Origin of the sequence: Actinomyces sp. HMT 175 (genome assembly GCF_016694895.1) — a bacterium.
GTDB lineage: Bacteria > Actinomycetota > Actinomycetes > Actinomycetales > Actinomycetaceae > Actinomyces > Actinomyces oris.
Genome location: NZ_CP068012.1, coordinates 637,529 through 664,528 on the forward strand (window position 1 = coordinate 637,529; position 27,000 = coordinate 664,528).

The 27,000-nt window shown below is 66.1% G+C and carries 26 protein-coding genes and 1 tRNA gene; 11 read left to right on the forward strand and 16 right to left on the reverse strand.

Annotated elements, in window-relative coordinates:
• Positions 1-10: 10 nt before the first annotated feature.
• Positions 11-1,633, reverse strand: coding sequence for a TrkH family potassium uptake protein (locus JJJ14_RS02635; protein WP_101559516.1), 1,623 nt, complete (start codon positions 1,631-1,633; stop codon positions 11-13).
• A 276-nt stretch (positions 1,634-1,909) separates the two neighbouring features.
• Here JJJ14_RS02635 and JJJ14_RS02640 point away from each other — a divergent pair, with 276 nt between their 5' ends.
• The 3 genes from JJJ14_RS02640 (at position 1,910) to JJJ14_RS02650 (ending at position 3,805) form a co-directional block, all read left to right on the forward strand.
• Positions 1,910-2,152: a helix-turn-helix domain-containing protein gene (locus JJJ14_RS02640; protein ID WP_003789249.1), complete on the forward strand. Its 243-nt coding sequence runs from the start codon at positions 1,910-1,912 to the stop codon at positions 2,150-2,152.
• Between the two features lie 146 nt (positions 2,153-2,298).
• Positions 2,299-2,397: a 30S ribosomal protein bS22 gene (locus tag JJJ14_RS02645; RefSeq protein ID WP_003792170.1), complete on the forward strand. Its 99-nt coding sequence runs from the start codon at positions 2,299-2,301 to the stop codon at positions 2,395-2,397.
• Between the two features lie 103 nt (positions 2,398-2,500).
• Positions 2,501-3,805: a UDP-N-acetylmuramate dehydrogenase gene (locus tag JJJ14_RS02650; protein ID WP_201444625.1), complete on the forward strand. Its 1,305-nt coding sequence runs from the start codon at positions 2,501-2,503 to the stop codon at positions 3,803-3,805.
• A 329-nt stretch (positions 3,806-4,134) separates the two neighbouring features.
• Here JJJ14_RS02650 and JJJ14_RS02655 read toward each other — a convergent pair whose 3' ends face one another.
• Positions 4,135-5,223, reverse strand: coding sequence for an adenosine deaminase (locus JJJ14_RS02655; RefSeq protein ID WP_201444626.1), 1,089 nt, complete (start codon positions 5,221-5,223; stop codon positions 4,135-4,137).
• A gap of 178 nt (positions 5,224-5,401) precedes the next feature.
• Positions 5,402-6,355 carry a hypothetical protein gene (locus JJJ14_RS02660; protein WP_201444627.1) on the reverse strand — a complete coding sequence of 318 codons (954 nt, stop codon included), beginning with the start codon at positions 6,353-6,355 and terminating at the stop codon, positions 5,402-5,404.
• Positions 6,356-6,728: 373 nt separating this feature from the next.
• Here JJJ14_RS02660 and JJJ14_RS02665 point away from each other — a divergent pair, with 373 nt between their 5' ends.
• A complete protein-coding gene (locus JJJ14_RS02665; protein WP_070512831.1) occupies positions 6,729-7,976 on the forward strand; it encodes a phosphotransferase in 1,248 nt (415 codons plus the stop codon).
• A 30-nt stretch (positions 7,977-8,006) separates the two neighbouring features.
• Here the strand turns inward: JJJ14_RS02665 and JJJ14_RS02670 are convergent, their stop codons facing one another.
• The gene (locus tag JJJ14_RS02670) at positions 8,007-9,056 is read right to left on the reverse strand and encodes a variant leucine-rich repeat-containing protein (RefSeq protein WP_236592891.1); all 1,050 of its coding nucleotides are present in this window, start codon (positions 9,054-9,056) and stop codon (positions 8,007-8,009) included.
• Between the two features lie 163 nt (positions 9,057-9,219).
• The gene (locus tag JJJ14_RS02675) at positions 9,220-10,434 is read right to left on the reverse strand and encodes a pyridoxal phosphate-dependent aminotransferase (RefSeq protein ID WP_201444628.1); all 1,215 of its coding nucleotides are present in this window, start codon (positions 10,432-10,434) and stop codon (positions 9,220-9,222) included.
• 208 nt (positions 10,435-10,642) lie between these two features.
• On the opposite strand from JJJ14_RS02675, the gene JJJ14_RS02680 reads away from it, so the two are divergent.
• The 5 genes from JJJ14_RS02680 to rplA all read left to right on the forward strand — a co-directional run bounded on the left by JJJ14_RS02680 (position 10,643) and on the right by rplA (position 13,476).
• Positions 10,643-10,715: transfer RNA gene (locus tag JJJ14_RS02680), tRNA-Trp, on the forward strand.
• Between the two features lie 96 nt (positions 10,716-10,811).
• Positions 10,812-11,048 carry a preprotein translocase subunit SecE gene (secE, locus tag JJJ14_RS02685; RefSeq protein WP_003789264.1) on the forward strand — a complete coding sequence of 79 codons (237 nt, stop codon included), beginning with the start codon at positions 10,812-10,814 and terminating at the stop codon, positions 11,046-11,048.
• A gap of 135 nt (positions 11,049-11,183) precedes the next feature.
• Positions 11,184-11,996 (forward strand): transcription termination/antitermination protein NusG, encoded by an 813-nt coding sequence (gene nusG / locus JJJ14_RS02690; RefSeq protein ID WP_201444629.1) that lies wholly within the window; start codon positions 11,184-11,186, stop codon positions 11,994-11,996.
• Positions 11,997-12,256: 260 nt separating this feature from the next.
• Complete coding sequence (rplK, locus tag JJJ14_RS02695) at positions 12,257-12,688, forward strand: 50S ribosomal protein L11 (RefSeq protein WP_003789267.1); 432 nt, start codon at positions 12,257-12,259, stop codon at positions 12,686-12,688.
• A gap of 98 nt (positions 12,689-12,786) precedes the next feature.
• On the forward strand, positions 12,787-13,476 hold the full coding sequence (gene rplA / locus JJJ14_RS02700; RefSeq protein WP_009405977.1) for a 50S ribosomal protein L1: 690 nt from the start codon (positions 12,787-12,789) through the stop codon (positions 13,474-13,476).
• A 943-nt stretch (positions 13,477-14,419) separates the two neighbouring features.
• Here the strand turns inward: rplA and JJJ14_RS02705 are convergent.
• Positions 14,420-16,057: an OmpA family protein gene (locus JJJ14_RS02705; protein WP_201444630.1), complete on the reverse strand. Its 1,638-nt coding sequence runs from the start codon at positions 16,055-16,057 to the stop codon at positions 14,420-14,422.
• 14 nt (positions 16,058-16,071) lie between these two features.
• A complete protein-coding gene (locus JJJ14_RS02710) occupies positions 16,072-17,736 on the reverse strand; it encodes an OmpA family protein (protein ID WP_236592892.1) in 1,665 nt (554 codons plus the stop codon).
• Positions 17,737-18,373: 637 nt separating this feature from the next.
• Between JJJ14_RS02710 and JJJ14_RS02715 the strand changes: the two genes are divergently transcribed.
• Both JJJ14_RS02715 and JJJ14_RS02720 read left to right on the forward strand, forming a co-directional pair.
• The gene (locus tag JJJ14_RS02715; RefSeq protein ID WP_233431728.1) at positions 18,374-18,685 is read left to right on the forward strand and encodes a hypothetical protein; all 312 of its coding nucleotides are present in this window, start codon (positions 18,374-18,376) and stop codon (positions 18,683-18,685) included.
• A gap of 152 nt (positions 18,686-18,837) precedes the next feature.
• Positions 18,838-19,365: an OmpA family protein gene (locus tag JJJ14_RS02720; protein WP_411674828.1), complete on the forward strand. Its 528-nt coding sequence runs from the start codon at positions 18,838-18,840 to the stop codon at positions 19,363-19,365.
• An 18-nt stretch (positions 19,366-19,383) separates the two neighbouring features.
• Here the strand turns inward: JJJ14_RS02720 and JJJ14_RS02725 are convergent, their stop codons facing one another.
• The 9 genes from JJJ14_RS02725 to JJJ14_RS02765 form a co-directional block, all read right to left on the reverse strand.
• Positions 19,384-19,737 (reverse strand): hypothetical protein, encoded by a 354-nt coding sequence (locus JJJ14_RS02725; RefSeq protein WP_236592893.1) that lies wholly within the window; start codon positions 19,735-19,737, stop codon positions 19,384-19,386.
• 161 nt (positions 19,738-19,898) lie between these two features.
• Positions 19,899-20,507 carry a hypothetical protein gene (locus JJJ14_RS02730; protein WP_101559507.1) on the reverse strand — a complete coding sequence of 203 codons (609 nt, stop codon included), beginning with the start codon at positions 20,505-20,507 and terminating at the stop codon, positions 19,899-19,901.
• Positions 20,504-21,133: a hypothetical protein gene (locus JJJ14_RS02735; RefSeq protein ID WP_233431727.1), complete on the reverse strand. Its 630-nt coding sequence runs from the start codon at positions 21,131-21,133 to the stop codon at positions 20,504-20,506. The genes JJJ14_RS02730 and JJJ14_RS02735 overlap by 4 nt, the downstream gene beginning before the upstream one ends.
• Before the next feature lie 44 nt (positions 21,134-21,177).
• Positions 21,178-21,924, reverse strand: a complete 747-nt coding sequence (locus JJJ14_RS02740; protein WP_201444632.1) for a hypothetical protein — start codon at positions 21,922-21,924, stop codon at positions 21,178-21,180.
• A 508-nt stretch (positions 21,925-22,432) separates the two neighbouring features.
• On the reverse strand, positions 22,433-23,116 hold the full coding sequence (locus JJJ14_RS02745; RefSeq protein ID WP_101559504.1) for a pilus assembly protein TadG-related protein: 684 nt from the start codon (positions 23,114-23,116) through the stop codon (positions 22,433-22,435).
• Between the two features lie 8 nt (positions 23,117-23,124).
• A complete protein-coding gene (locus JJJ14_RS02750; protein ID WP_201444633.1) occupies positions 23,125-24,780 on the reverse strand; it encodes an OmpA family protein in 1,656 nt (551 codons plus the stop codon).
• Positions 24,781-24,951: 171 nt separating this feature from the next.
• The gene (locus JJJ14_RS02755; protein ID WP_144033437.1) at positions 24,952-25,176 is read right to left on the reverse strand and encodes a hypothetical protein; all 225 of its coding nucleotides are present in this window, start codon (positions 25,174-25,176) and stop codon (positions 24,952-24,954) included.
• Positions 25,177-25,234: 58 nt separating this feature from the next.
• On the reverse strand, positions 25,235-25,921 hold the full coding sequence (locus JJJ14_RS02760; protein ID WP_101559501.1) for a response regulator transcription factor: 687 nt from the start codon (positions 25,919-25,921) through the stop codon (positions 25,235-25,237).
• Entirely contained in the window at positions 25,918-27,000 is a 1,083-nt protein-coding gene (locus tag JJJ14_RS02765) for a sensor histidine kinase (protein ID WP_081386087.1), read from the reverse strand. The genes JJJ14_RS02760 and JJJ14_RS02765 overlap by 4 nt, the downstream gene beginning before the upstream one ends.

Here is a 27,000-nt window from a genome sequence, read left to right on the forward strand (position 1 = left end):
GCGGTGGGCGCTAGCCGATCATCGGGCTGGCCTCGGGCATCCGGATGACGCGGCGCCGCTCGCGCAGCGCCAGGGCGCTGGCCGCCGTCATCGTGCCCACGCGGCCCACGAACATGAGCGCCACGATGACGTACTTGGCCCCGTCCGGCAGGGAGGGCGTGATGCCCGTGGACAGGCCCACGGTCGCGAAGGCGCTGATGACCTCGAAGAGAATCCGGTCCAGGGACAGGTTGGTCATCTGCAGCAGCAGGAGCGTGGCCAGGCCGATGATGCTGGAGCCGATGAAGGCCACCGCCACGCTCAGGCGCACGGTTGAGGGGGTGATGCGCCGTCCGAAGGCCTCGATGTCCTGGTCGCCGCGGGCCTCGGCGAGGATCGCCAGCAGCAGGACCGCGAAGGTCGTCACCTTGATGCCGCCGGCCGTCGAGGCCGAGCCGCCCCCGACGAACATGAGGGCGTCCTGGAGGAACCAGGTCGCCTCGTGCATGTGCTCGGGCGGGATCGTGGACAGCCCCGAGGAGCGGGCGTTGACGCCGTTGACGAGCGCGGTCATGATCTTCCCGCTCGTGGGCAGAGAGCCGTAGGTGAGGGGGTTGTTCCACTCGAAGGTGGCGATGGCGATGGTCGAGGCGACCGTGAGGGCCAGGTAGGTCGTCAGGGTCAGCTTGGTGTGCAGGCTCCACGTGCGGGGGCGGCGGCGTCGGCCCATGATGTCCAAGATGACGGGGAAGCCGACGGCGCCCATGAAGGTCCCCAGGATGATCGGCAGGCCGATCCACCAGTCGGTGGAGTAGGCCTCCAGGCCCTCGGGCATGATGACGAAGCCGGCGTTGTTGAAGATCGACAGCGCCATGAAGACCGCGTACCACAGTGCGTGGCCCACATCGAGACCGTGACTGAGGAAGGGTGGCAGCAGCATGAGCGTCAGGAGGAGCTCGCAGCCGGCGGCCGTGTAGATGACGGCGCGCAGCAGCCGCCCCACCTCGCCCAGGCGCGACTGGTTCTCCGAGGCCGCCAGCATCCGCTGAGTCAGTCCCACGTGCCGGGACACCGCCAGGGACAGCAGGGAGGCCAGGGTCATGACTCCCAGACCGCCCACGGCCGCGGCCAGGATGATGACGACGTGTCCGAAGGTGGACCAGTAGGCAGCCGTGTCCACCGTGCTCAGGCCGGTGACGCACACGGCCGAGGTAGCGGTGAACAAGGCGTCGAGGAAGTCGGCGTGCTCCCCACTGGTCGTGGCGATGGGGAGGCTGAGGAGGCCGGTCACCACCACGATGATGGCCGCGAAGACGATGACGGCCAGCCGGGCCGGGTAGAAGCGGGCGGCCCTCGCGATCTGGCCGAGGGGCTCGATGTGCCTGAGCAGGCGGCGAATCCCGGTGGGCTCCGTACCCGGCAGCGGGGGGCGGGGCAGCGGCTCCTCGAGGGGGCCGGCTCCCTCTCTGGAATTCGGGGGCTTCTTGTGGCGCTTCCACGCATGGCCGACGACGCCCACGAGTGGGGCGTGCCAGTGGGCCTGACGGCGCCGGCCGGCCTGGGAGGCGCCGCGCTTCCCGGGCGGGGTCTCGCCGCGGGATCCGCGGCCGGGCTCCGGCTCCTGGGCGGTGTCTGTCTGGGGCACGGTCGCCATTGTGGTCCCGCTGGTGGGGCTTCGTCACGTTTCCCGGCGTCGTGGGTCGGGTGTGTTCGAGTGGGGCCGGTGAGCGGGCTCCGGTGCTCGCCGTCGTGACGGCCGGATCGGGGGCGGATCTGTGAGGATGCCGCAGCGACAATTGGTGACCGAGTGTGAAATGCGACGCCTGTGGCGAATGGGGCCCGAGAAACCCTGTGCGAAGGCTGGTGCGGAGATATATTGGCTGTGTTCCTGCCCCGACGGGGCCACCCGCGACGAACGGACCTCAAGCTCATGGCACCGGGCCTTCCCACATCCCCCAGCGCCTCCGGCGCCCCCTCGTTCCTCACCGTGGCTGAGGTGGCGGCGATGCTGCGCGTGTCCAAGATGACCGTCTACCGGATGGTGCACTCCGGTGACCTGCCCGCGATGCAGGTCGGACGCTCCTTCCGCGTCCCCGAGCGTGCCGTTCACGACTACCTGTCCGCCGGGCTGGGTGACTGGGGCCACGACGCGTCAGAGGCATCAGGGTCCTAGGAGCCGCTACACTCAGGCGGTCACCTGCGTGGTCGGCCGCTGAGCCTCACGCGCCGACCAACCGCCCCATGGCATAACCCTCGCCGGCCTGCCTCGGCCCGCAGGGAGGGTCTGCGGGCACTACAAGCGAACTGCGAGGAGATCTCATGGGATCCGTCATCAAGAAGCGCCGCAAGCGCATGGCCAAGAAGAAGCACCGCAAGCTGCTTCGCAAGACGCGTCACCAGCGTCGCAACAAGAAGTGAGACGAGCGGCCCGCCCGCGTCTCGGGGCTCCGTGCACACTACTGGTGTGAGCGGGGCCCTGCTTGTCTCACGAGGAACCGATCAGGAAGAGCGGAGACCTCCGTTGACCACCACCCCAGATGACCGCGCCCCCGCTGCCCCCGCTGAGGCCTCGACGGTGCCGGCTGCGCCGTCGATCGAGCCGCAGCTGGTGGCAGGCGACTGCACCGTCCCGCTGAGCGTCGACGTCGACCCGTCCGCCTGGCCCGCACCCGTCCAGGCCCTGGCGCACACGCCCGGCTCCGACGCCCGGCCGACCAGCCTGGCCGAGCTGACCACGCTTCGTGTGGGCGGCCCGGTGGGTAGCTACGTCGAGGCCACCACGCAGAGCGAGCTGACCGAGGCGATCCGCGAGGCCGACGCCGCCGGAACGCCCGTCCTCGTCATCGGCGGCGGCTCCAACATCTTGGCCTCCGACGCCGGCTTCGACGGTCTCGTCATCCGGGACACCCGCGCCGAGGTCTCGCTCGTCTCGGACTCGGTGTGCGGCGGCGTCGAGGTCACCGCCACCGCCGGCACCACCTGGGACGACCTGGTGCGCGAGGCCATCGCCAGCCAGTGGGCCGGGTTCGCGCCCCTGTCCGGGATCCCTGGCACGGTGGGCGCCGCCCCCGTGCAGAACATCGGGGCCTACGGCGCCGAGGTCGCCGAGCTCATCGCCAGCGTGCGTGCCTGGGACCGCCTGCGCAACCGGGTGGTCTGGCTGGCCCTGGGCGAGCTGGGGCTGGCCTACCGGGACTCGCGCCTCAAGCAGTCCCTCACCGACACCGAGGTGGGCGGCGGGCGCCTGTGGGGGCCGACCGGGCGCTGGGTGGTTCTCGACGCCACCTTCGCCGTGCGGCAGGGCTCCCTGTCCTCGCGGCTCGCCTACTCCCAGCTGGCCGGGGCGCTCGGCGTCGAGCTGGGTGAGCGCGTGCCCGAGCGCGAGCTGCGTGAGGCGGTTCTCGAGCTGCGCCGCTCCAAGGGGATGGTGCTGGACGGCACCGACCACGACACCTGGTCGGCCGGGTCCTTCTTCACCAACCCGATCCTGACCACGGAGCAGGCCGAGCAGCTGCCGGAGGACGCGCCGCGCTTCCCGGTCACCGACCACTCGCAGGTGGTGCTCGGAACCAAGGCCGCCCCCGTCATCGAGGGGCTGGTTAAGACCAGCGCCGCCTGGCTCATCGACCACGCCGGCTTCAGCAAGGGCTTCGCCGTGGAGGCCGGCGCACCGGCCGGGCTGTCCACCAAGCACGTGCTGGCACTGACCAACCGGGGCGGTGCGACAGGGGCGGACCTGGCGCGCCTGCGTGACGCGGTGGTGTCCGGCGTGCGTGAGCGCTACGGCATCACCCTTGTGCCCGAGCCCGTCCAGGTCGGCTTCTAGGCCGCCTGTCCACAGCAACGGTGGCCCCGGGGCTCGCCGCGCGAAGACGCGGTCAGTCATGGACGCCCCTGGCCCTGGGCGGCGGTCGCTGCCGGCACAGCCTGCGCGCCGGACCACGTCAGCGCGTAGCGGCACCCCGCATCCGGCAAATGCTCGCAGCCGGTCCTGGCCCCCTAGGGCCTGTTGCGAAAGTGGGGTGAAGCGTCCGCGTGTTCGTACCTTAGGGCGCGCGTTCGTACCCTCTACCCCTCGAATGCGAGCCCTAAGGTACGACCGCGATGTCGGCCACTGGCGAGAACCGGCCTCCGCCCGGACATACGCAACAGGGCCTAGCGCGCGACCGGGTGAGGCTCGAGGTCGCCGGCCTCCGGGCCGTCGAGGCTCTCCGCTCCCGGAGCCTGGTCGGGTGCCGCCAACCAGGCGTCCACCTCGGCCAGCCAGGCCCGCTTCGCGGTCGGGGAGGCCAGGCAGGCGCGGATCGACCCCCGGGCCAGCTCGGCCAGCTCGGCGTCGCCGCAGCCCAGGGCCCGGGCGATCTCGTACTGGTCGACGAGCCGGGACTGGAAGAGCAAGGGGTCGTCGGCGCTCAGGGCGATCTGCGCCCCGTGGCTCATGAGCGTACGCAGAGGGACGTCGTCGGGGCTGTGATAGACCCCCAGGCTCACGTTGGAGGCGGGGCAGACCTCGAGGCTAATGCCGGAAGCGACGATCGCGTCCAGCAGGGCGGGGTCCTCACCGGCGCGAACCCCGTGGCCCAGGCGTGTGGGGCTAAGCGCGGAGACGACCTCGCGCAGGTGGTCGGGCCCTAAGAGCTCGCCTCCGTGCGGCATGGAGGCCAGGCCGCCCCGGCGGGCGATGGCGAAGGCCCGCTCCCAGGAGGACGTCTGCCCGGCGCGCTCATCGTTGGACAGGCCGAAGCCGATCACCTCGCCCGGCTGGTCCCCGGCGTAGCGCACTGCCAGGCGCGCGAGCGTGCGGGCGTCCAGCGGGTGACGCATCCGGGAGGCCGCCACGATGACCGCCACCTCCACCCCGCTCAGGGTCGTGGCCTGCTTGGCGGCATCGAGGATGATCTCCAGGGCGGGGGTGATCCCGCCGACGAAGGGGGCGTAGCTGGTCGGGTCGACCTGGATCTCCAGGCGGCGCGAGCCCTCGGCGGCATCATCCAGGGCGGCCTCCAGGACGATGCGGCGCATGACCTCCTCGGTGCGCACCAGGGCCCGGGCCGTGTCATAGGCGCGCTGGAAGCGGAACCAGCCGCGCCGGTCAGCGGGCACGCGCAGGGGGTCGCCGTCCAGGAAGTTCGAGGGCAGGCGCGTGCGCGCGCTGGAGGCCAGCTCAATGAGGGTCTCCAGGCGCATCGACCCCGTGAAGTGCAGGTGCAGGTGCGCCTTGGGAAGAGTGGCGAGGTCTCGCATGGGTGGATTCTTCCACGCGTTCGCACTCCGCCGGCAGCCCTCCCACGCGAGGTAGGAGGCACCGAAGTGTCACGATTGGCGACTTTTCCCGGAGCCACTGACAGCCTGCGAGGGGAGAGGATGGAGCGGACCAGCGCAGATAGGGGAGAGGTGCCCGGCCACCCCGCCTCGACTCGACCTAAAAGTCGCCAGGAGTGACATCCGGGTGGATTCCGAGCCGGCGCGCCACCGAGGAGACGATCCGCACCGTCTCCCGATCCAGTACCTGGTCGCTGGTCAGACGCAACGGGGTATGACCGCGAGCGAGAGCAGCCTGATCGCGTAGGTGGTCGCTGTGCCAGTCCGGGCGGGAGGAGTGGTAGGTGTAGCCGTCTGTCTCGATGAGCAGGGCCGGGTAGGCCGCTGCGGTGAGGACATGGGTGCCCTCCGCAGGCCCGGGAACGATCGCCTGAGGCATCCGGCTGAGAACCAGGTCCACCTCGCCGACCCCGTCCACCATGACCGCCGCGACGGGGCGGTAGCCGGCCTGCTCCAGGTCGTGGCGGGCGATCGTCTCCAGCAGGGAGCGCGCCCCTGGGCAGGCCTGGGAGAGCAGGGAGCGCAGCGATGCGTTGCGCGGGCCCGGCAACGCGGATTCCAGTTGAGCGCGGGTCGTGTATCCCAGGCGCAGGGCCGCATCCAGAGCGATGAGGGCATCGAGCTCATCGGCGCAGCGCATGAAGCAGATGAGAGCCTGCTCGACCTGCGCAACTGGTGGCTGAGTGTCCTCGGGCAAGGCCAGTCTCCTGACGCGGTGGACCACTGTGCGGCCGATCGCATCGGGAACGCGGCTTCGCTGTGCCGGGATGGCGACATGGAGAACACCGGGTAATGTCCTCAGCGGAATGCCGTAGTGCTCCATCGCGTGTCCACAGCTCACCACGCCTCCCAGCCGGCGGCAGGTGACGACGAAGGTCTTGGCCGACGGCAGGGACACGACGTGACCGGGGTGGGAGGTCAACGCCTTCTCAGACAGCATGCGCGCCACCGTCCTGCGCTCTGACCGGGTGAGGCTCAGTGAGGAGAGCCGGGCTGCGCCGTTCCTGGCCAGCAGCCGGGCGCGCACATCGCTGCGGCGGACATCATCAAACATATTTAAATCATGTCAAACAGTACTTCAAGGTAAAAGGCGTGGGTCGGCGTTGTGGATAACGTCGGGCGTCCCTCGGTGTTGTCAGTGCCTTCGTTGTCACGATTGGCGACTTTTCTGCCCGGTACCGACAGTCTGCGACAGGTGGGAACGGCGCTGACCTGCGCAGATAGAGGGCAAGGTCCCGGCGCTCCCTCCCCGAGCCGGCCTGAAAGTCGCCAGGAGTGACAGATCTAGTGACAGATCTGTGCCCTTGCACGTCCTCCACCTGGATCACCTGGCGCACCGTGCGGGAACGGGTGGGCTTCCGCTGTTGTCGAACACTCGGGGCCGTTTTGGAGGCGAACCATCAGGTGGGTGGGGCAGACTAACTGCTATGAACCACTCGTCGGCGTCCCAGGAGCCCGAGGAGGTGGCCCTGCTGACGGGGCCGCGTGCCGCGTCCGTGCTCTCCGCCGCCCTCGCCCCGGCCGGCCAGCGTCTGGCCAGCTGGGAGGTCCACTCAGTCCACCATCGCCCCGGAGCGGGGGTGTCCGTGGGGTACACGGCCGTTGTCGTCGCGCCCAACGGGCGTTCTACAACCGAGTACCTGTGTGCTACGACGGCTCGCCTGTCCAACGCGCACGCACCGGGACTGACCCGGGTAGCCCCCACCGGCGGGGACGGCCCCGCGGTCCATGTGTGGCGCCACCCGGCCGACCCCGAGCTTCCCGGCCTGGTGGTGGCCTGTACGCCCTCGCTGCTCTCGGCCCGGATCGGCACGCAGGTCAAGGCCACGATGGTCGCCTACCGTCCCACCCGTCGAGCGGTCGTGCGCGCCACCTTCCCGGATGAGACCACCGCCTACGCCAAGGTCCTGCGCCCGAGCCAGGCCCCGTCCTTCGCCCAGCGCCACCGCCTGCTGACGGCCTCAGGCGTGCCCGCTCCCGAGGTCCTGCGGGAGGACCCCGATGGGCTCGTCCTGCTGTCCACCGGTCGAGGAGTGGCCCTGTCCGGCCTGCTGTCCCAAGGCATGAGCGTCTCGCGCAGCGAACGCGTCTTCAACGGCCTCATCTCATTGCTGGACGCCTTGCCGGCCAGCGCCATGCAGCTGCCGGCGCACGCCGCCTGGTCGGAGCGGGCCCGCCACTACGCGCACGCCGCCGCCACGGTCCTGCCCGAGCACGCCGCCCGCGCTCGGGCCGTCGCCGAGGGGGTCGAGCAGCTCATGGCCGCCTCCGACGCCGGTCGGCCGGTCCCGGTCCACGGCGACTTCTACGAGGCCAATGTCCTCATGGAGGGCGAGTCGGTCACCAGCCTGCTTGACGTGGACTCCCTGGGGCCCGGCTACCGGGTTGACGACCTGGCCTGCCTGCTGGGGCACGTCAGCGTGCTGGACCACCTGGCGCCCGCCTCCTACCCGAAGCTGCGTCCCATCCTGGAGACCTGGACCCGCATGGCCGAGCGGCAGGTGGATCCGGTCTCCCTACGTGCGCGCTGCGCCGGCGTGGTCCTGTCCCTGGTGGCCGGCGCCCGCCGCGAGGACGGCGGTCCGTGGCGCCCCGACGCCGAGGGCCGCCTGGCTCGCGCCGAGACCTGGCTGGCGCAGGGCCGAGAGATCCAGGCCCGCCGCGGCGCCCACTGACAGTCCCGCCGGATGCTCGGCTCGAGGTCGTCAGAAGCGGATGAGTGACTTCCTGGAGATGGTGAATCCTCGTCCGGTGATCGTGTTCCAGCAGGTCATCCCCTTGGACTGCGAGGTGCAGGCGTAGTCGGAGAACATCGTGGTCTCCCCGTACTCGAGCGTGTGGAAGGTGTCCCCGGGCTGTCCCAGGTACTCCTCTCCGCAGCGGACCTCGGTGCGACCGGCGAGCGCCATGATGGAGAACTCCCGGTCGGGGCAGTCCTGCATCCCGGAGGAGGCGTAGTTCCTCTCCAGGATCGAGCAACCGACTCCCTCGTTGGAGAGGATGCAGGAGATGTTCTTCGACGGGGTGTCCACGTACTGGTAGGAGTACGTCGTTGTGGACGTGGGGAGGGCGGGGCCGCTGGGGAGTATCGGCCCACCGGTGGGGGGTGCGGCCTGCTCTGCCGCAGTACCCGCGCTTGAGGAGGGGGCCGCAGTGGCGGCCGAGGCGGATGTCGTATCGGACTGTCGTCCACGGTTCGCCAGCAGCATGCCGCCGAAGACTCCGGCCGCTGCGACGACGAGGATCAGAACGACAACCAGTGCGGTCATGAGCCCAGCATGAGAGCTGGAACGAGGTGCAGGACGGTTGAGAGGCGGTGCCGGCGCCGCCGAGGCTGCTGAGGCGGTGCCGGACATGGGTGGCGCTGCGGTCCCTGGAGCTGAAGCCGTCGCTGGCGCTGCCGACGAGGCTCCCAGCACCATCGTCTGAGGAGCTGTCTCGACGGGGATCGCGGAGTATGTCGAGACGCTGCTGTAGTCCGCGGTTGATGCCGTGGGCAGGCACGCGGTTTCCGCGGTCCTCGGACGGTTCGTGTCTGATGCGTCCGTGGTGCTGGTGGGGGATGCGGGTGAGACGTTGGGGAGATCGTTCGCGCCCATCTGGAGAACCTGCTCGCGCAGCACCGCGGGGATGGCGGGATTGGCGGCGACGACCGGTCGTAGGTCGGGAAATGCCTTGGCGAGGTACTCCAGCACCTCGGGCTCGGTGCTGGGGTCGGCGGCGCGACGTTCATCGTCGGGAGTGTGGGCGGGCACGAATCGGATGATAGATCCCTCAAGGAGACGGAAGGCCGGGCCGCAACCACATTGGTATCAAACGCCGAGCCGGGCAGGTTTTGCGGCGCCCGACAGACGTTCTGTCGGCTTGCGCGAAACCTGCCCGGCTCGGCGAGGAGGCGGAGGGGTGGAGCCTCAGGCGCTACTCGACCTCGGCCAGCAGCTTCTGGACCCGGCCCACTCCCTCGACCAGGTCGTCGTCGCCCAGCGCGTAGGACAGCCGCACGAAGCCCGAGGGGCCGAAGGCCTCACCGGGAACGATGGCGACCTCGGCGTGCTCGAGGATGAGCGCGGCCAGCGTGGCCGAGCTGTCGATCGTGGTGCCGCGCAGCGTGCGCCCCACGAGCCCCTCGATGCTGGGGTAGGCGTAGAAGGCGCCGCGGGGCACGGGCACGGTCAGCCCCTCGATCTGCGAGAGCAACTCCACCATCGTGCGCCGGCGCCGGTCGAAGGCGGTGCGCATCTGCTCGACGGCAGCCAGGTCGCCGCTGACGGCTGCCAGCGCCGCGCGCTGCGAGACGTTGGCGACGTTGGAGGTCAGGTGCGACTGGAAGTTCGTGGCCGCCTTGATGACGTCGCTGGGGGCGATCATCCAGCCCACGCGCCATCCGGTCATGGCGTAGGTCTTGGCCACGCCATTGAGGACGATCGTCTGCTCAGCCAGCTCGGGAACCAGCTTGACGACGTGCGCGCTCTGGGCGCCGTCGTAGAGGAGGTGCTCGTAGATCTCATCGGTGATGACCCAGATCCCGTGCTCCAGGGCCCACTGGCCGATGGCGGTGAGCTCCTCGGGCGTGTAGACCGAGCCGGTCGGGTTGGACGGCGAACACAGCAGCAGCACCTTGGTGCGCTCGGTGCGGGCGGCCTCGAGCTGGTCGACGCTGACCTTGTAGTCCTGGTCGGCCCCGGCGAAGACCTCGACCGTGGTTCCTCCGGCGAGGGCGACGGCCTCGGGGTAGGTGGTCCAGTAGGGCGCGGGCAGCAGGACCTCGTCGCCGGGGTCGACGAGTGCGGCGAAGGCCTGGAAGACGGCCTGCTTGCCGCCGTTGGTGACCAGGATGTCGTCGGGGGAGACCTCGTAGCCGGAGTCGCGCAGCGTCTTGGCGGCGATGGCCTCGCGCAGGACCGGCAGTCCCTTGGCGGGGGAGTACTTGTGGTTGGCCGGGTCCTTCGCGGCGGCGACGGCGGCCTCAACGATGTAGTCGGGGGTGGGGAAGTCGGGCTCTCCGGCGCCGAAGCCGATGACGGGGCGGCCGGCGGCCTTGAGGGCCTTGGCCTTGGCGTCGACGGCCAGGGTGGCGGAGGGGGCGATGGCGGACAGTCGGGCGGAAACGCGGTGCGTGGGTGCAGGTGTCACCCGACCATGGTCCCACGACCAGCGACATCCGTGCGTCTGAAACACGTCTGATCCGCTGATGACAACGCCGGAGAACCTCCGGGGCGCCTCCAGGGTTCCTCTGGTGACGCGGCAAGGCACTGCACCCCGGCCGGCCCCGGCGTGGCGCACCCCACGGCCTGCGGTTACCGCAAAGGCTTCCTCGTATGGCAGACTAGAGCACCGCTGAAGGGCAGTGGCGCAATTGGTAGCGCACCGGTCTCCAAAACCGGCGGTTGTGGGTTCGAGTCCCGCCTGCCCTGCTGAGAACGGCGGATCTGTCGGGAGATCCCGTCGGTTTCGTCTTCTCCCCGCTGTGCGGGAACTGACCTGACCGTCGACCCTGAGGACCCATATTCATGAGCGAGAGCGCACGCGCTGCGACAGGCAAGTCGGCCACCAAGCGCGGCTTCTTCGGGCGCATCGCCCTGTTCATCCGCCAGGTCATTGACGAGCTGCGCAAGGTCGTCTGGCCCACCATGAACGAGCTGTGGACCTACTTCACGGTAGTGGTCGTCTTCATCATCGCCATCATGGCCTTCACCGGGGTACTGGACTTCGCCTTCAACCGGGCCGTCATGTGGCTCTTCGCCTGACCTCCCGGCCTCTGCGGCCGTACCCTCATTGGGGATGCGCGGTTGCGCCCCTGACCACGTCTACTCCCGACGCCGCTGCTGTTCGCGCGGCCCGTCGCATCCGCTCGTCTCACGCCACTGGAAAGCAGGTACACCATGTCTGAGGATGTCTCCTCGCAGACCACTCCCGACGACGTCGAGGCCCTGACCTCGCTCGCGACCGACGACGCCGGTGACGCCGTCGAGCCGGTTGAGGCCGCCCAGGCCGATGCGACCGACGAGGCCGCCGAGCCGGCCGAGGAGGCGCCCGTCGTCGACCCGCTGGCCGAGTTCCGCCGCCAGATGTCGGCCCTGCCGGGCCAGTGGTATGTGCTGCACACCTACTCCGGCTACGAGCGCCGCGTGGCCGCCGACATCATGGCCCGCGCCGAGAACTTCGAGGTCGAGGACTACATCTTCGACGCCACCGTCCCCATGGAGACGGTCATCGAGATCAAGAACGGCAACAAGAAGAAGGAAGTCTCCCGGGTGCGCATCCCCGGCTACGTGTTCGTGCGCATGGACCTGGATGACCCGGAGACCTCGGACAAGGTGTGGCGCACTATCAAGGACACCCCGGCCGTGACCGGCTTCGTGGGGGACCGCTACAACCCGGTGCCGCTGACCTTCGAGGAGGCCGTCGCCCAGCTCGGCCCCACGCCCGAGGAGATCGCCGCCAAGGAGGCCGCCGCCGTGGAGGCCACGGCCCCCGAGTCCGGCTCCGGCACCCAGATCGCCACCGGCGGACAGGTCTTCGAGGTCGCCTTCGAGGTCGGCGAGTCCGTCATCGTCACCGACGGCCCCTTCGAGTCCCTCCCGGCCACGATCGCTGAGATCCTCCCCGAGACTCAGAAGCTCCAGGTGCTCATCTCCCTGTTCGGCCGCGACACCCCGGCCGAGCTCTCCTTCAACCAGGTCGCCAAGATCTGAGGCGGACCTGAGGGCAGGCCCCGTCAGCCGTTGTGGCCCGACGACGCAAGCAGGCGTCGTCGGGCCACAACCGCCTGGGTCGCCCAGAGCGGCCACGGCACGGGAGCCGTGAATCACAGGCGGATCTCCTGTGATACCGCGCACCGGGCTCCCTGCGCGGCCCAGCAGCGGGCTACGATGAGCGCTTGTGTGTGCGCATGCACCCACGGCTGCACGGCAGGCGTGCAGCACATCCGGACAAGTAAGAAGGACCCATTCCTATGGCCCCCAAGAAGAAGGTCGCCGGGCTGATTAAGCTCCAGATCCAGGCCGGCCAGGCCAACCCCGCTCCGCCGATCGGCCCCGCCCTGGGTGCCCACGGCGTCAACATCATGGAGTTCTGCAAGGCGTACAACGCGGCGACCGAGTCGCAGCGCGGCAACGTCATCCCCGTGGAGATCACCGTCTACGAGGACCGCTCCTTCACCTTCATCACCAAGACCCCGCCAGCTGCCGAGCTCATCAAGAAGGCCGCGGGTGTCCCCAAGGGCTCCGCCACCCCCCACACCGTGAAGGTGGCCTCCCTGACCCAGGCTCAGGTGCGTGAGATCGCCGAGTCCAAGATGCCCGACCTCAACGCCAACGACATCGAGGCCGCCGCCAAGATCATCGCCGGCACCGCCCGCTCCATGGGCATCACCGTCGAGGCCTGAGACACTCGCCGGCTCACCGGCTCTCTCAACTCAATCCCCATACGAAACCGTGGAAGGGCCTCGCGCGGCCCGAACACCACGACTGCAAGGAGAAGCAGATGACCAAGCGCTCCAAGGCCTACCGCGCCGCGGCTGAGAAGATCCAGTCCGGAGTCCTCTACACCCCGGCCGAGGCCGTTCACCTGGCCAAGTCCACCTCGATCACCAAGTTCGACGCCACCGTGGACGTCGTCTTCCGCCTGGGGGTCGACCCCCGCAAGGCGGACCAGATGGTCCGCGGCACCGTGTCCCTGCCGCACGGTACCGGTAAGACCGCCCGCGTCGTCGTCTTCGCCCAGGGTGAGCGCGCCGAGCAGGCCCTCGCCGCCGGCGCGGACGAGGTCGGTGGCGACGAGCTCATCGAGAAGGTCGCCAAGGGCTACACGGACTTCGACGCCGCCGTGGCCACCCCGGACCTCATGGGCAAGGTCGGCCGCCTGGGCCGCGTCCTGGGCCCCCGTGGCCTCATGCCCAACCCCCGCACCGGCACCGTGACGATGGACGTGGCCAAGGCCGTCTCCGACATCAAGGGCGGCCGTATCGAGTTCCGCGTGGACCGCGCCTCCAACCTCCACTTCATCATCGGTAAGGCCTCCTTCACCGAGGAGCAGCTGACGGAGAACTTCCAGGCCGCCCTGGAGGAGGTCCTGCGCCTCAAGCCCTCGACCTCAAAGGGCCGCTACATCCTCAAGGCCACCATGACCACCACCATGGGCCCCGGCATCCCGATGGATGTCACCAAGGCCTGAGGCTCTCTTTCTTCACGACGGCGTCGGCCGCCTCCTCATGCGGGAGACGGCCGACGCCGTTCTTCGCCTGTACGGGTTTCGTGCTGCCCGGGGACTGCACGAGCCCTCCACGGGGGCATCTGCCCATGGTCCGCGGGGTGCCGCGCTGACTACGGTGAAGGCGTCGGTGGCGCACCGAATGGGGGAGGGAAGTGGAAAAGCCGGTCGTCCCCGTCCTTGCCTCTCCCTCTCGCAAGGATGGGGACGACCTCTCCGCCGTGAAGGAGGCCCGGACAGGTCTCCGCGTCGGAACCGGCTACTTAGCGGAGTTCGCAGCGCAGTGGAATTCGATTGAGTTAGCCTGGTGTCATTTTCGACGTCGAATGGTCCACCCTATAATAGTTCCGAACAATGAGGTCAGGAATCCGAGCGCTATGACTTCGGAAACATATAGTTCGCGGTTGGGGATGCCGTAGGGGATTAGGAAAGTCGATCCGATGCACAGAAGTGACGGGATGGGGAAAGAAAATGCGCAGCACGTCACGAATCTCTTGGCCCACCAACGTGGGATGAGGAAGGTGCTGAAGAGTGAGGTGCTCGAAGGTATCATAAGTGCCAAAATGCCGGCACCACTCACTCCTATGGATTTTATGATGGAATCGTGTAGGGTTGAAAGGCCTAGGCATGACAAGAGGAAGTATCCGGCACTCAGTGTCCAGGTCAGCAATAAAGCGGGATATGGGCTTCGTTTCTGTGGTGTGCTGTGAGTGTCAATCATGGTTAATCTCGATTCCGGCCGCAAACGTCTTCAAAAGTTCTTCTGTGATTCCAAGGCCCGTCAATCCAACGATCGCAAGTTCCGGTTGTCCATAAAGTCACGACGTCGCATAGCGTCCTCTCTGTTGTGTGCGCTCCGCTGAGGTGCGGTCTCCAGTTCGTGGACAACCTCGCCTCCTTTGCATTGTCAGCTGTTCTTGACGGGGATGTCAGTGAGACGGAAGGCAGTGGTCGAGTAGCTGCCCTCTGATTGGGGATGGTCGAGCGTGACTGTGTCGCCGCCGGGGTCGGGCCAGACGACGCCAACGGCGGTGACAGTTCCACCTAGGAGTTCGTCGCCGACATAAAGCTCGGTCAGCGGTATATGAGCTTTGATGTCGGCCTGCTCATAGTCGGCGGGGAAGACTCGTTCGGTGCCTGAGATGAGAGTCAGCCCGTCGGTGGCCATGAAGGTTGCGGTACTTCCAGTGTCCTCATCTCGCTGGTTTCCGGATCTGCTCTCCAGGTCGGTGAGTAGCACGGTGAGATTTGCGCTGTGAGAACTGGGCTTGACGGTGCAGGTCAAGGTGCCCAGAAGGTAACCACCTTGGCGAGTGACATGGTCGAGGACAATGGTGACCTCGCCGTTGCTGCCAGCACTCTTAGCCGTCACAGTGACGCCGTCGGAGCCTTTGGCGGTGGGTCCTTCAGAGGCTGGCAGGGTGCCGGGATTGCGTCTGTTGGGGGTGGAGGATGCGCCCTTCTTGGTAGTACCGCTGGTGGGGGTGAGGGTGATCTCGACGCGTCGGTTAGCGGCGCGGGCCTCGTCGCTGTTGTCGTTGATCTTGGGCTCGGACTCGCCTTTGCCGGTGGCGGATGTCTTCCACTTGTCCAGGCTGGTGATCTGCTCAAGCCTGGTTTTGACGGCGTTGGCGCGCTTCTCGGACAGGGTCTGGTTGTAGGCGTCGTCCTGGACGTCGTCGGTGTGGCCCACGATGGTGAGTGTCCCGCCGTCGGGGTACTGCCCCAGCTGGCTGGCTACACTCTGGAGCTGCGCCTCGGCACCCGACGCCAAATCAGCTGAGTCGGAGGCGAAGGTGACATCGCTGGCCAGGGTGACGGTGACGTCCTTGCGGCCCGTGTGGGTGCTGGTGGAGTCGTCCAGAGAGCGCGTGTATCGCTCAATGGGTGCCGGGGTGGCGAGCGTAGTATTAGGGTGCGTATCCAGTTCGGTTTGAGCCGCAGATAGGTCGATGTTTGCCTGTTGGGCGGATCCTGCCCCGAGGACCGAGACAGTCACGAACCCGGCCATAGGAACGAAGACGGTCACTTGCTCGGAGTCGACCTTGCCGAAGACAACGTAGTAGGTGACCTTTTCTCCCGGTGCGATCCCGGGGTCGGTATTACTTCCATCGATGGAGTTCCATACGTGTCCGGTCTGCAAGTCCATGATTCTGACAGCCGAGGCGACGTTCCCTGGTTGAAGGTTTGCTCGGCTTCTCCAGTAGTCAACAATGGTGATCTTGTTTTCCGGCGTAGAAGACGTTGGCTTGTTTTCTGTGCGGTTTTTGTCATCGGATGCTCGAACTAGCTCCAAGGCCAGAATCGAGGTGGTTTCATTCTTGCGAATAATTGGGGAGACGTTCACGATGATGTGATGACCGGCGATGTGGCCGTCGAGCTGCTGCCAGCCCTGCGGCGCCGCAGAAGTCCCCGCTGCCCCACCCGCCGAGGCCGAGGTCGAGCCGGTCTGACGCTTCGACTGCCAGGGGGCCTTGCAGCCGGCCAGCAGCGGCACGCCCACACCGGTCAGGATCGCTCCGGAGAGAACTACGCGACGACGCATGGCTGCGGGTCCTTTCAGTTGTTCTTGATGGGGATGTCGGTGAGGCGGTAGGAGTTGCCTGGGATGGAGTACTTGCCTTTGGCATGGTCGAGGGTGATGGTGTCGCCGCCGGGGTCGGGCCAGACGATGCAGATGGTGGTGGTGCCGGTCTTGAGGTGGTCGCTGAGGTTGAGCTCGGTCAGGGGGAGGTGGTGGTCGACGTCGGCGTCGTTGTAGTCGGCGGGGAAGATACGTTCGCCGTTGCTGAGGAGGGTCAGGCCGTCGCTGGCGTAGAAGGTTGACAGGGCGCCGCTCTCGGAGCGTTGGTTGGTCAGGGCGGTTTCGGGGTCGTCGAGCAGGGGGTGGAGTTGTGCGCCGGTGGAGCCGTCCTTGACGGTGCAGGTGACGGTGCCCAGGAGGTAGCCGCCGGAGCGGGTGACGTGGTCCAGGGTGATGGTGACATCCCCTTGGGTGCTGCCGCTCTTGGTGGTGAGGGTGACGCCCTCGGGGCCCTTGGCGACGGGGCCCTGAGGGTCGGGCAGCTTACCGCCACCGTTGCCACTGCCGCTGCTGCTGTTGGGGGTGGGGGTGGTGGTGTTCTTGGGGGTGGTGCCGCCGGTGGGGGTCAGGGTGATCTCGACGCGTCGGTTGGCGGCTCGGGCCTGGTCGGTGGTGTCCTTGATCTTGGGCTCGGACTCGCCCTTGCCGGAGACGGATGTCTTCCACTTGTCGAGCTTGGTGAGTTGCTCGAGGCGGGTCTTGACGGCGTTGGCGCGTTTCTCGGACAGGGTCTGGTTGTAGGCGTCGTCCTGGACGTCGTCGGTGTGCCCCACGATGGTGAGCGTGCCGCCGTCGGGGTGCTGGCCGAGCTGGCCGGCCACGGTCTTCAGCTGGGCCTCGGCGCCCGAGGCCAGGTCGGCTGAGTCGGAAGCGAAGGTGACATCGCTGGCGAGGGTGACGGTGATGTCCTTGCCTCCGGCGTGGGTGCTGGTGGAGTCGTCCAGGGCCCGGGTATAGCGCTCGATCGCGACGGGGTCGGCGAGCTCGGGGACGTCGTGGGAGGACTGCTTGAGCGCGGCCTGGGCGATGGACAGGTCGATCTTGGCTTTCTTGGCGTCTTTGGCGTCCAGGACTGAGACGGTGGTGAAGCCGGCCATGGGGACCATGACGGTGACGGTGTCGGTGTCGACCTTGCCGAAGGACAGGTAGGAGGTCATGTCCTCGCCGGGGGCCAGCTCGAGGAACAGTCCGCTGCCGTCGATGGCGCTCCACACGCGCCCCGAGGCGGTGTCCAGGAGCTTGACCAGCGAGGCCCCGGTACCGGGACGGTAGATTGACGGCACTCCCAGGTAGTTGGAGATGTTGAGCTTGTCGTCGCTGGAGGTGGAGGCGTGGGCGTTGACGGCGTCGATGGAGGCGTCGTCGGATGCGCGGGTGAGCTTCACGGCGATGTACGAGGTCTTGTCGTCCTGGCGGACGACGGGGGAGACCTCCACGCTCACCTTGTGGCCCATGACGTGACCGTCGAGCTTCTGCCACTCGGTGCTACCCGCCTTAGTCGCGCCGGCCGAGGCCGATCCCTTAGCTGAGGCTGTGGAGCCCGACGGTGAGGCCGCCCCTGCCTTGTCCTTCGATGTCCCCGGCAGGTCACAGCCCGCCAGCACCGGCAACCCGAGTCCCGCCAGGGCCGAGAGAGCCACAAAAGACCGACGAGACGGTGCCGAAGAAACACAAGACGAACCAGACAATACAGGCAACACAAGAACTCCTTCATAGGGCCGCTGAAATTTCTTAACGATCGAGAGTAATCATAACGTAATCATTCCAGCAAGAGGAGCTACCCGGGTACTCCCCATCGCTCCCCAGGTACTCCCCATTGCTGCATGGGGAGCATGTGGGTCCCCTGGGCTCCCCGTAGAGCACCGGGTACTGCACAGTTTTTCCCCGTGGGAGTATCCCCATTTCTCGAATGATGGGTGCTGCATAGAGTCTCGGTATTCCTCAGGTCGACGTGGCCTGATCGAGAGCAACGGAGGTTCCATCATGATGACTGCTTCGAAGCGAATCCTGGCTGCCATGAGCGCCATTGGTGTGGCGGCAACCCTGGCGTCCTGCCAGCTGCCGGGAGGCTCGGGGGCGAACGGGGAGGGTGCGTCGGCTTCCGCGTCCGCATCGAAATCGGCGCAGGCCGGGGGTGGCGGTCATGGCGCGGCCATTGAGTCTCATCCCACGACCGTTGACAGTAAACCCGGGACTGTCTCTCTGAACTCCGTGTCCGGTGCAGGAACCACGATCACCGTCATGTTCTCCGTGACGAATAATGACAAAAAGAATGACATGTGGATCTACGACTCATTCTCCGACGGAGACGACTCGGTGCCTCAGCCCAGTGGAAAGGCGAGCCCGGGAGGGAGTACGAACAACGCTGACGGCCTGACGCTCATTGAACCGTCCTCCTCAAGCATCTACCGCGTCTCCTACGACTCCCAGGGCGGCTGCCTGTGCTCCAGCGACCTCACGGAGTACATCAAACCCGGTCAGACGATCGCGCTTCAGGCGACCTTCACCGGTGTACCGGCCGAGGCGAAGAACGTCACCATCACCATCCCGAATGGAGGGACCTTCAGCAACGTGGCGGTGACCCGATGAGACGGCAGATGAATGGGGGATGGGCAAGGGGCGCCACGTCTCGGCCTCGGTCAGGGGCGCTTGCCGCCGCGGTCGTCGTCGTATGGGCAACATCGTGGTCAGTGTCCGCCTCGGCTGCTGCCCTACCCGCACCACCGCAAGCGGGCCACCCATTGGCGGCTGCGAGTAACAGCGCCACAGCCGACCCGACGACGATCACCAAGCAACCGGAGAGTGCCGGGCCGGGCAACCCCCGGGTGGCTCAGACCGTGGACCGCGTCGTCACGCCGGTGTCGCGTTCGAGCAGCTCGGACAGCGCGGTCACCTACTCCTCGGACGGCCAGACCACGGTGGCCTCACTGTCCGGAGACGTCACCTTCGACGTCGACTCCTCCGCCCTGACCGACCGCGCCAAGCAGGTGCTCGACGAGATCGTCAAGCGCTGGAATGGTAAGCCGCCCGCCACGGTCACCGTGGTGGGGCACACGGACTCCGTCGCCGACGACGCTCACAACCAGACGCTCTCCGAGCAGCGGGCCAAGGCCGTCGCCGACTACCTGACCTCCAAGGTCCCCTCCCTGAACGTCCAGTCCTCTGGCAAGGGGGAGAGCGAGCCTGTGGCCTCCGAGACCAACACGGACGGCAGCGTCAATGAGGCGGGCAAGGCCGCCAACCGCCACGTTGATGTGCGCTGGGGGTGAGGGGGTGGACGCCCCGCCTCAGCGCAGCTCGATCCACTGGCCCAGAGTCGAGATCTGATCGCTGGTGATCTTCTCTCCGGAGAAGTCCACCAGACAGATCTTTGAATCTCGGCTGATGGCCCAGAGGGAGCCCTTCTTCTGGTAGGGCCAGGTGGTCTGGTACTGCTGCTGTGCCAGGATGATGGAGCCGTTAGTGACAGCGGTCCGAGAGCCAACGGGCTGGTAGCCGCGAGTGACGGCCCGGGCGGCGTTCATGGCGAGGTCGAGGGCGTCATAGCCGTCCGTTGCCTCGATGGACTGGGCTGTCATGAGGACGGCGGACTTGTCTGACGGGTCGGTCCACTTGGTGCCCCAGATGCTGGACTGCGCCACTGACCGATCCCAGCCCTTGGGAACCGCGAGAAGCAGGTCGCCGTCCTCAAGGCGGTCCCAGTCACCTTTTGGGCCTGGGTGCTTGGCGAAGGAGCAACCGCTAAGAAGTGTTGCGGCTGTGGCCGTTGAGGCTACCAGGAGGGCACGTCGTCGTTGGATGGTCATTGTTGCTGCCTCGTCAGGGTCAGAGAGTTCTCGATGCCGTTGCGAAGCCCGTCATCCAGGGTGGTGCTCAGAAGAGTGACGACGCCGGTCCCCACCTGTGACGCAAGCAGCCAGGTCCACCCCAGCCAGGATGTTGCAGGTCCCCAGGAGAAGGCGATTCTCTCCGTGGCTGGTTTGTCCCCGCTGGCCTCCCAGGAGACCCGACCGATCTCCGAGTAGTTCTCAAAGAGGTAGGAGCTCGTGAGATCGACGGTCTGCCTGACGCCGTCGGCAGTGGTGCTCGCGTCGATGCCGGAGAGCAGGACCCGCTGCTCGAAGCTGGTGTCGTTGGTCTGCAGGTCGTAGGAGACGGCATACGGGGGCCACCCGCTGCGCCGAGTGGGGCCCTTGAGGGAGGACAGCAGACTGACAGAGATGCCGGAGAAGTTCATGCTCATCCAGGCCTGGGGAGCATCCTGTGGACTCTTGGACGGGGCTTGAGGCTGCTTCACGTCCTCAACCGAGGTCATTCCTGACACAGGGGTTTTCTCTGGAGACTTGCTGCATGAGGCGACTGCGGTCAGGGAGGCGATACCGCCGGCGGCCATGAGGAGGCGGCGCTTCATGAGGCGCTCACCGCCACTGACGTGAGGACGGACGACATGCGGTTCAGACTCTCCTTGTTCTTGGGGTCCGCGAAGACATAGACGCCGTAGCTCTCTCCACCTGGGCCGTCGACGATGATCCCAGCGCAGGTGATGGGAACCTCGGAGGTCTTACGGTCCTGCAGCCATGGCGGGATCGCCGTGGTCTGCCAGTCCAGACGGTTCGCGCCGGATCCGCCGGGGACGTCAACGGGGGTGACCTTCGGCTGGATGGACTGAGCGGTCAGAGCCTGCTGCTCTGCGGTCAGGATGCTTGCCGCGGGCTTGGCCCCGGCGGCGTAGTACTCGACGGCAACAGTGAGGGGTGCGCCTCCTCTACTGTCGTAGTAGGTCTGTTGCATGCCGTCGTCATAGGTCGTGGTGGCCTCTGTGATGGCGTCCCCGGGTACCTGGATGACGAGGTTTCCAGTGGGCAGAAGGGTCATCATGCCGTCCGACGCCGCCGCACTGGAGTCATTCGACGTCGATGGCTGAGATGCGGATGCTGCAGCCGAGGCGGTGCTGGAGTCTGAGGCGCCGCTGTGGCCGCAGGCGCACAGGGCGAACGCGGCCATCGCTGCCGTCGCAGCTCTTACAGGAGTCTTCATACGCTGTCCTTGCGTTGTCGTCAGGCGTCCACAAGAGGAACCGGCTAATGGGTCTGACTTGCCAGCTGCTTACGGTCCTTCGTGAGCTTGTCGGTGCTCCAGCTCCCGGAGAGGGCGTCGAAGCCGCCGTTATCGGTGATCGCCGTGCCGTTGACAACGAGCTGCCTGGTGCTCGCCTTGGTAGCCAGGACGGCGGCGAATGTGCCACTGGCAGAGGAGCCCTGCGGATCACCCACGGACAATGAGGCCACGGGGATGTTGACGGTGCCCGACGAGAGCAGGACGGTTGAGGCGTAGTCGTTGGCCAGATCGCGATCCGATCCACTGAGTGCTGAGACGTCAAGTGTCGTGGTGACCACCGTCGTGACCGCCGTGCCCGCGGCGACTCCGGAGATGCCGCCGTTAGCAGATCCCTCGGTGACATGGGTGAAGGTCATCTTGTCGAGGTCACCGCCGGTGTCGTAGGAGAGAGCGAGGTTTCCCAGGCTGATGCGCTGCCCTTTCGGGGGAGAGACGATACCGAAGCTGTTCCATGCCGAGTCGACTTCCTGACTGTGCTCCGGGACTGGGACGTCGGCCTTGTAGGAGAGCGTATGGCTGACGGCGCCGGTTCCATCGGGTTCAGCGGAGGTTGCTCGCCGGTAGGTGACATCACCGCTGATGGTCAGAACCGGATACGTGACCGAGGGCTGGGGCGTCGCCGAGTTGCCGGGAGCCTTGCCCGACGCCGTCGTGCCGACTGTCAGCTGGCTGGGTGACGACTCGAGCGTGGAGTCGGGTTGAGATGCCACAGAAGGGTGAGAATGCTTGGCCCGACCGGCCCCCGTGTTCTCCGCCTGCTTGGTGACCTCCGGGGATGAGGGAGATGGGCAGGAGCGCTGGTTGGCGCACTGAGACGTCGCTCGCTTGGCCCTCGCGCCGGTGACTTGTGCGGTCACCGGGTTGGTTCCGGAACTTTCCGCGCTGTATCCGCTGGTCAGTGACCGTGTGGTACTGGTGGCCTGCTTCCCCCCTGAGTCTGGGACTGCGGCAGCGGGCTGAATGGCGCTGACTGAGATACCGACGAAGAGTGTGAGGACGACTGTCCTTGCCAGCCGGGGAAACTGGGAACGGCAGCGCACGGAGTGCGTCCTTTCGATGAGGCGACAGATGCAGAGCGGTGTCGTCGGGGTCGATACCGTTATCTGACTGAGACTCTACGGACTGAGATGCGCCAGCGCCAACGTTTGTCGAGGTCGGTCGGTGTCAGGTGGGGCATGGCGTCTTCGAGACGAAGCCCCCTGCTCTGGAGCCTAGAGCTCAGGCTGAGACCAGGTGGGTGGAGACCTTGGCCTTCTTGCTCATCCCCGCAGGCACCTTGAAGGGAGCCTGCTTGGCACCGGCTTGAGGGGCCTGCTTGGCACCCTTCTTCTGATCTGGGCTCTTGGCCTGGGGACGCCTGGTGACGCACTTTCCGTGGATCTCGAAACCGACCTGGCCACCGCTCAGGCACGCACCGTCCTCAAGCTCGATCTTCGCGGTCGAGGTTGCAGTGAGTCGTTGGTTGGTGCCGGTGACGGCGGACTTCGTGCGGACCGACACGGTGACGGTTCCGCGAGCCGTGTCCACGGAGTACGCAGTGAGCGTGGCCCCGTCCAACGAGGCATAGCGTTCCGCTGCTCGCTTGGCTCCCGGACCGGCGAAAGAACCCAGTCCCCGGCCGGCATTGCTCCAGAGCCCGTCCTCGCTGGTGGCATCCACGGCGTTCCCGTAGGTCGACTCAATAGAATCAGCCCAGGCTCGTGCTGCCGCCAAAGCAGCTGCATCGGCCGCGTTACTGGCATCCCGGCGGTGCAGGATGGCGTCTCCGAGGCCAGTCATGAGTCCCAGCGCCACGAGTGCGACGAGTGCAGCGGCAACGCTGAGGTAGGGCAGGATGCTGCCGCGTTCAGTGCTTGCCGGTCCGGATGGAGAACGGGGGGGCTTACGCAGAAGACGAGACATGGTGGTGCTCAGCTGTTCTTGATGGGGATGTCGGTGAGGCGGTAGGCGGTGTCTTTGGGTGAGAACTTGCCCTCGGGGTGGTCGAGGGTGATGGTGTCGCCGCCGGGGTCGGGCCAGACGACGCAGATGGTGGTGGTACCGGTCTTGAGGTGGTCGAGGAGGCGTAGCTCGGTCAGGGGGAGGTGCTGCTTGGCGTTGGCGTCGTTGTAGTCGGCGGGGAAGATGCGTTCGCCGTTGCTGAGGAGGGTCAGGCCGTCGCTGGCGTAGAAGGTTGAGATGGCACTGCCGTCCTCGTCGCGCTGGTTGCTCAGGGCGGTTTCGGGGTCGTCGAGCAGGGGGTGGAGTTGTGCTCCGGTGGAGCCGTCCTTGACGGTGCAGGTGACGGTGCCCAGGAGGTAGCTGCCGGCGCGGGTGACGTGGTCGAGGGTGATGGTGACATCGCCCTGGGTGCCGCCACCCTTGGTGGTGAGGGTGACGCCCTCGGGGCCTTTGGCGACGGGGCCCTTCGGGTCGGGCAGCTTGCCACCACCGCTGCTGTTGGGGGTGGCGGTGCTGCTGCCCTTGGGGGTGGTGCCGCCGGTGGGGGTCAGGGTGATCTCGACGCGTCGGTTGGCGGCTCGGGCCTGGTCGGTGGTGTCCTTGATCTTGGGCTCGGACTCGCCCTTGCCGGAGACGGATGTCTTCCACTTGTCGAGCTTGGTGAGTTGCTCGAGCCTGGTCTTGACGGCGTTGGCGCGTTTCTCGGACAGGGTCTGGTTGTAGGCGTCGTCCTGGATGTCGTCGGTGTGCCCCACAATCGTCAGGGTCCCGCCGTCGGGGTGCTGGCCGAGCTGGCCGGCGACGGTCTGGAGCTGGGCCTCGGCGCCTGGGGCGAGGTCGGCGGAGTCGGAGGCGAAGGTGACGTCTGATGCGAGGGTGACGGTGATGTCCTTGCCTCCGGCGTGGGTGCTGGTGGAGTCGTCCAGGGCCCGGGTGTAGCGCTCGATGGCGACGGGGTCGGCGAGCTCGGGGACGTCGTGGGAGGACTGCTTGATTGCGGCCTGGGCGATGGACAGGTCGATCTTGGCTTTCTTGGCGTCTTTGGCGTCCAGGACTGAGACGGTGGTGAAGCCGGCCATGGGGACCATGACGGTGACGGTGTCGGTGTCGACCTTGCCGAAGGACAGGTAGGAGGTCATGTCCTCGCCGGGGGCCAGCTCGAGGAACAGTCCGCTGCCGTCGATGGCGCTCCACACGCGCCCCGAGGCGGTGTCCAGGAGCTTGACCAGCGAGGCCCCGGTACCAGGACGGAAGGGGCCTGCTCCCAGGTAGTTGGAAATGCTGAGCTTGTTGCCGCTGTCGTCCTTGTAGGAGCTGGCTTTGACCGCATCGATGGAGGCGTCATCGGATGCACGGGTGAGCTTCACGGCGATGTAGGAGCTCTTGTCGTCCTGGCGGACGACGGGGGAGACCTCCACGCTCACCTTGTGGCCCATGACGTGACCGTCGAGCTTCTGCCACTCGGTGCTACCCGCCTGAGCCGGAGCGCTGGCCGAGGCCGATCCCCCGGCCGAGGCTGTGGAGCCCGACGGTGAGGCCGATCCACCCTTGTCCTTGGAGACTCCCGGCAGATCACACCCGGCCAGTACCGGCAACCCGAGTCCCGCCAGGGCCGAGAGAACCACGAAGGACCGACGAGACGCCCCCCTCGAAGGAACAACTAGTGAACGCGAGAACGCAGAGGACACAACAACTCCTAGGAAAAATCAGCAGAGTTTCCTCATCAGAGACAATTGTCTCTGATGAGGAAACTCTGGCGCATACAACCACGAGGTGGCAAGCGAGTAGTGGAACTACTAGCTGTGCAGGTCCTTGATGGCTTGGGCGATCTTCTTGGTGATAGCCTCCCCAATGTCGCCAGCTCCGCCCCCAACCGCACCGACGACGGCAACGATAAGCGCTGCGACGATGAGACCGATGCCAGCGTACTCAACCATCGTCTGTCCGCGCTCATTGTCGCGAACGTTGATCCAGGCCTGCTGGAGACGGACCTGAAGGCGGAGCAGTGCGTTGTTGTTCATGATGACCTCCATTGCTGGTTGGCGCCGTCATTCCGGTGCCTCACGTGTTTGACGATATCTAAGGTAGGGGGCCGCGTGCCCCACCGGGTAGGGGCGTGCGCCCTGTCCTGTGGCCTACCGGTGGGTGGGAGGAAGGTGACATCCAGGCGGCGATCGCCTCGGCGCGGCTATGGACCTGAATCTTGGGGTAGGCGCTGTTGAGGTAATTTTTGACGGTTCTCTCAGACAAAAAAAGTTGCCGGGCGATCTGAGTGTTGGACATACCGGTTGCGGCAAGATCCAAGATCTCGGCCTCCCTGTCGGAAACCTGGTCTCGCAAGGGATTGGGCACGTCTTGTGTGGAAGGGTTCAGCATGACGTCAGCCGCTTCTCTACCGAGCACCAAGCCGCCACTGCGGCAGGTCTCGATAGCTCCGGCCACCTCGTTGATGCCCAACTGGCCATGGACCAGATAGCCCCGCGCACCGGCGTCGAGTGCCCGGCGGATACTGCTCGGGTCACGATTCGAGGTGAGCATGATGACCGATGCGTCACTGGCAAGCTCGGGAAGGATATCAAGTCCGCTGCGCCCGGGAGGCATAGAGACGTCAAGCAAGATGATGTCGGGGGAATGTGTCTGACTCGCCTCGAGCGCGGAAAAAGCGTCGTTCGCTTCGATGACCTCATCAACGGCATCAATACGGTTGAGTACCGAGCGGAGTCCGAGTCGGACGATGACATTATCGTCGACAACCATCACCTTCATATGATCTTCTCCTTGTTCGTAGTGCTGTGAAGTGAGGCGATAGGTACGCGAAGTCGAACATGAGTCCCGTGAGTCGATTCGGAACGTGAATCTACAGTAAAAGCACCGTTCAGTGTTTCGGAGCGTTCTTTCAGTCCGGCCAGCCCATAGTGCCCCTCTCGATGAAGGTTTTTGAAGTCCTTGTCGAGGCCGATACCATCATCGCGGACATCCAGGCCGAAGCAATTGTCGTCGTGGAATATGAGGAGGTCGACTGACGTGGCATGAGCATGTTTTTCGATGTTGGTCAAAATTTCACCCAGAATACGCTGAAGCTGCCACATTGCCTCAGTTGAACAGGGCAGAGGGGTGTTCGATCCAGTGCGGTCGACAGAGACCGATAGGCCTGTGCGCGCCCCCCATCTGTTTGCTTCTTCTATGAGTGCGCCGATGATGTCCTCATCGCCACCTGAGCGTAGACCGTCGAGGACGAGTCGCGCTTCTCTGCTCGCTTCATCCGCCGACTCGAAGAGTGTGTGACTGAGTGGAGCATTTGGGTGATGCTCGGAGGTGAGGGAACTGTCCAAGGTTTCGGCAAGCATGCGAATACCGTGAACGCTTTTTGCGAGCGAGTCGTGCAGGTCCCGAGCGATGGTGAGTCGCTCCGCTAGTGCACGTTCCTCCGCTCGCGCGGAGGCGACTTCGGTGGAAAGACGACTGATTTCCGTGAACTGTCGGTTCAATCGATTTCCTAAGAGGGTGCTGGCGAATATGCCCACGACCATCGTGGCTGCCACGACTGTGGAGAGTTCAGTGTGTTGAAACTTAAGAAGGGCAAGCGACAGTACGACGCCTGAACTCCAAAACGATGTCCAAAGCGTTTGGTTGACTAGTCCGATGAGAACGGATGAAACGAGGATGTAGGCGAGTGAGAGGTGAAGGCCTCCGGAGAACGATGCTGGGAGTGCAGTGATGATGATGTATGTGACTATGAGATCAGTGCATGAGAACGACCAAGAGTTGACAATCAAGGATGAACGGTTACGAAACAACCTTAACGTCACCCAGTTGACAGCTATGCCGAGCAGCGGGATAATCAT

Coding starts and splice junctions, on each gene's coding strand:
- JJJ14_RS02760 (WP_101559501.1), bottom strand. CDS start 25,921: ATGAAGGTGATGGTTGTCGACGATAATGTCATCGTCCGACTCGGACTC.
- JJJ14_RS02765 (WP_081386087.1), bottom strand. CDS start 27,000: ATGATTATCCCGCTGCTCGGCATAGCTGTCAACTGGGTGACGTTAAGG.
- JJJ14_RS02635 (WP_101559516.1), bottom strand. CDS start 1,633: ATGGCGACCGTGCCCCAGACAGACACCGCCCAGGAGCCGGAGCCCGGC.
- JJJ14_RS02660 (WP_201444627.1), bottom strand. CDS start 6,355: ATGTTTGATGATGTCCGCCGCAGCGATGTGCGCGCCCGGCTGCTGGCC.
- JJJ14_RS02755 (WP_144033437.1), bottom strand. CDS start 25,176: ATGAACAACAACGCACTGCTCCGCCTTCAGGTCCGTCTCCAGCAGGCC.
- JJJ14_RS02730 (WP_101559507.1), bottom strand. CDS start 20,507: ATGAAGCGCCGCCTCCTCATGGCCGCCGGCGGTATCGCCTCCCTGACC.
- JJJ14_RS02735 (WP_233431727.1), bottom strand. CDS start 21,133: ATGAAGACTCCTGTAAGAGCTGCGACGGCAGCGATGGCCGCGTTCGCC.
- JJJ14_RS02705 (WP_201444630.1), bottom strand. CDS start 16,057: ATGCGTCGTCGCGTAGTTCTCTCCGGAGCGATCCTGACCGGTGTGGGC.
- JJJ14_RS02665 (WP_070512831.1), top strand. CDS start 6,729: ATGAACCACTCGTCGGCGTCCCAGGAGCCCGAGGAGGTGGCCCTGCTG.
- secE (WP_003789264.1), top strand. CDS start 10,812: ATGAGCGAGAGCGCACGCGCTGCGACAGGCAAGTCGGCCACCAAGCGC.
- rplK (WP_003789267.1), top strand. CDS start 12,257: ATGGCCCCCAAGAAGAAGGTCGCCGGGCTGATTAAGCTCCAGATCCAG.
- JJJ14_RS02645 (WP_003792170.1), top strand. CDS start 2,299: ATGGGATCCGTCATCAAGAAGCGCCGCAAGCGCATGGCCAAGAAGAAG.
- nusG (WP_201444629.1), top strand. CDS start 11,184: ATGTCTGAGGATGTCTCCTCGCAGACCACTCCCGACGACGTCGAGGCC.
- rplA (WP_009405977.1), top strand. CDS start 12,787: ATGACCAAGCGCTCCAAGGCCTACCGCGCCGCGGCTGAGAAGATCCAG.
- JJJ14_RS02655 (WP_201444626.1), bottom strand. CDS start 5,223: ATGCGAGACCTCGCCACTCTTCCCAAGGCGCACCTGCACCTGCACTTC.
- JJJ14_RS02745 (WP_101559504.1), bottom strand. CDS start 23,116: ATGTCTCGTCTTCTGCGTAAGCCCCCCCGTTCTCCATCCGGACCGGCA.
- JJJ14_RS02640 (WP_003789249.1), top strand. CDS start 1,910: ATGGCACCGGGCCTTCCCACATCCCCCAGCGCCTCCGGCGCCCCCTCG.
- JJJ14_RS02715 (WP_233431728.1), top strand. CDS start 18,374: ATGTGGATCTACGACTCATTCTCCGACGGAGACGACTCGGTGCCTCAG.